1 protein-coding gene is annotated in these 1,798 nt (G+C 62.6%); it reads right to left on the reverse strand.

The genetic code is table 11. The annotated features are described in order from the left end of the window. Positions 1 to 130: 130 nt before the first annotated feature. Positions 131 to 1,408, reverse strand: coding sequence for a thiolase family protein (locus QZ269_RS12630; protein WP_291427054.1), 1,278 nt, complete (start codon positions 1,406 to 1,408; stop codon positions 131 to 133). Positions 1,409 to 1,798 lie beyond the last annotated feature (390 nt).

Raw genomic sequence — 1,798 nt, forward strand, 5'->3', positions numbered from 1 at the left:
TTCTTGGTCAAAACGGCACCCGTATGGGGCCTGACCGCTGTCTTGGTCAAAACGGCACCCGTATGGGGCCTGACCGCTGTCTTGGTCAAAACGGCACCCGTATGGGGCCTGACCGCTTCCGCCAGCCGCTCTAGCTGGGCAGGCGCTCGATGATCGCGGCTTCACCCTGGCCAACGCCCACGCAGAGCGCCGCCAGACCGTAGCGCCCTCCCGTTTCGGCCAGTTCGTGCGTGAGGGCCACGATTAAGCGTGCGCCGCTCATGCCCAGCGGATGCCCCAGCGCCACCGCGCCGCCGTTCACGTTGACCCTGTTTTGCTCCAGCCCCAGCTCCCGGATACAGGCGATGGCCTGGGCCGCAAAAGCCTCGTTCAGCTCGATCAGGTCCAGATCCTCGACCTTGAGGCCAGTGCGCTCCAGCACCTTGCGGGTTGCCGGAATGGGTCCCAACCCCATGACGCGGGCATCGACCCCTGCGGCGGCCCCGCCGAGCCAGCGGGCCAGCGGCCTGATGCCGAGTTCCTTGGCCTTTGCCGCGCTCATCAGCACCAGCGCCGCCGCACCGTCGTTCAGGCCGCTCGCGTTGCCCGCCGTCACCGTGCCGCCTTTGCGAAAGGCTGGCTTAAGACTGGCCAGGGTCGCTTCGTCTGTCGCCAGCACGTACCGGTCGCCCTCTTTTTTCATGCGCGGGTGCTCATCGGTATCAAAGATGGTCACCCCCTTGCGGCTTTTGACCTCGATAGGCATGATCTGCTGCTTGAATTTTCCGGCATTGATCGCGGACACGGCGCGGCGCTGCGACTCCAGCGCAAAAGCGTCCTGATCCTCACGGGTAATCTCGCCGCCCCGATACGCTCCCTCGCGGCTGCGCTCGACGATGTTCTCGGCGGTCTCGCCCATAGCTTCAAGTGGAAATTTAGCTTCCATGGCCGGGTTCGGGTAACGCCAGCCGAGCGTCGTGTCGTAGGCCGTCACATTCCCGTTGGCAAAAGCCTGTGCGCCCTTGGGCATCGAAAGTGGGGCGCGGGTCATGCTCTCGACACCGCCCACCACATAGATGTCTCCATCGCTGTTGCGAATGGCCCGCGCCGCCATGTTCACCGCCGCCAGCCCCGAGGCACACAGCCGATTAACCGTGACCCCCGCTACACTGTCGGGCAGCCCAGCCAGAATGACGCCCATACGCGCCACATTTCGGTTGTCCTCACCCGCCTGATTGGCACAGCCGAAGATCACTTCCTCGATCTGCTCGGGGGGAACTCCGGCCCGCTTGACGGCTTCAGCGATGACCAGACCGGCCAGGTCGTCGGGACGCACCGACGAGAGGCCGCCACGAATGGCCCCGATGGGGGAACGCACAGCGGAAACGATAACGACATCACGGTCTTGCAGCGGCGCTGACTGGGTCATGGAACTGCTCCTTGGAATGTAGAGAACGGGTAGCCCTGCGAGGGGCAGAGCCGGTAAACAACCTGGGTTAGCCAGCACAATAGCGCCATGTGGACTACAGAAGCCATCAGTTGCATTCATGCCGTGCGCTGAAGGCCCAGCACGCGAATACGTTGCACCGGGAAGCGAGAGGTTTGGGCGCTGTTTTGGAAGCCCGTAATGTTAGAGCAGTTCTCCGAACTATGGGCACGTCGGAACAACACCGCCGCCCCCTTCATGCTACGTCCTGCTCTTTCTTGTTCACTGGTTCCACTCGGCAAAAGAGGGTAAAAAGAGCACCATCTTTTTGCAAAATGCTCTAAGAGGCTGTCTGAGGCCCATATCGTCGGAGTATCCATGCTGCCCTCTTCA

Source organism: Deinococcus sp. (assembly GCF_018260405.1).
Taxonomy (GTDB): Bacteria; Deinococcota; Deinococci; order Deinococcales; family Deinococcaceae; genus Deinococcus.

Bases quoted from the DNA above. Each gene is read 5' to 3' on its own strand.
- QZ269_RS12630 (WP_291427054.1), bottom strand. From the start codon at position 1,408: ATGACCCAGTCAGCGCCGCTGCAAGACCGTGATGTCGTTATCGTTTCC.